Below are 1,231 nucleotides of genomic sequence, written 5' to 3'. Positions count from 1 at the left end.
TCGGTGACAACTTCCTGGGCCGGGTGGTGAACCCGCTGGGTGAGCCGATCGACGGTCTGGGTCCGGTCGAGGCCGAGGGCACGCGCATCCTGGAGTTGCAGGCTCCCGGTGTGATGGCGCGGCAGTCGGTGAAGGAGCCGTTGCAGACCGGGATCAAGGCCATCGACTCGATGACCCCGATCGGTCGGGGCCAGCGGCAGCTGATCATCGGTGACCGGCAGACCGGCAAGACCGCGGTGGCCGTGGACACGATCATCAACCAGAAGCAGAACTGGGAGTCCGGTGACCCCAGCAAGCAGGTCCGCTGCATTTATGTGGCGATCGGGCAGAAGGGTTCCACCATCGCGGCTGTGAAGGGCGCGTTGGAGGAGGCCGGTGCGATGAAGTACACCACGATCGTGGCCGCTCCGGCCTCGGACCCGGCCGGGTTCAAGTACCTGGCGCCGTACACCGGTTCGGCGATCGGGCAGCACTGGATGTACGCGGGCAAGCATGTGCTGATCGTCTTCGACGACCTGTCCAAGCAGGCTGAGGCGTACCGTTCGATGTCGCTGCTGTTGCGCCGTCCGCCGGGGCGTGAGGCGTATCCGGGTGACGTGTTCTACCTGCACTCCCGTTTGCTGGAGCGTTGCGCGAAGCTCAGCGATGAGATGGGTGCCGGGTCGATGACCGGTCTGCCGGTGATCGAGACGAAGGCCAACGACATCTCGGCGTTCATTCCGACCAACGTCATCTCGATCACCGATGGTCAGTGTTTCTTCGAGACGGACCTGTTCAACTCTGGTGTCCGTCCGGCGATCAACGTGGGTACGTCGGTGTCGCGGGTGGGTGGTTCGGCGCAGGTGCGGGCGATGCGTTCGGTGTCCGGTTCGCTGCGTGTGGACTTGGCGCAGTTCCGTGACCTGGAGGCGTTCGCGGCTTTCGCCTCGGACTTGGATGACGCGTCCAAGGCGCAGTTGGCGCGTGGGCAGCGGATGGTGGAGATTCTCAAGCAGGGTCAGTACGAGCCGTATCCGGTCGAGGAGCAGGTGGCCGCGATCTGGATCGGGTCTTCGGGCAGCATCGATGATGTGCCGGTGGCTGATGTGCGGCGGTTCGAGAAGGAGTTCATCTCCTTCCTGAAGACCGATCATGCCGGTGTGCTGGCCAGTATCCGTGAGACCGGTCAGCTGGCCGATGACACGGTGGTGGCGTTCAAGGACGCCGTCGCGACCTTCAAGCGCAGCTTCGA

1 protein-coding gene is annotated in these 1,231 nt (G+C 64.2%); it reads left to right on the top strand.

The annotated features are described in order from the left end of the window. Positions 1-1,231: F0F1 ATP synthase subunit alpha (gene atpA, locus ABD481_RS46395; RefSeq protein WP_344672319.1), on the top strand; the 1,231-nt coding region annotated here is incomplete at both ends.

Source organism: Catenulispora yoronensis (assembly GCF_039531695.1).
Taxonomy (GTDB): domain Bacteria; phylum Actinomycetota; class Actinomycetes; order Streptomycetales; family Catenulisporaceae; genus Catenulispora; species Catenulispora yoronensis.
This window is presented reverse-complemented; position numbering and strand designations above follow the sequence as displayed.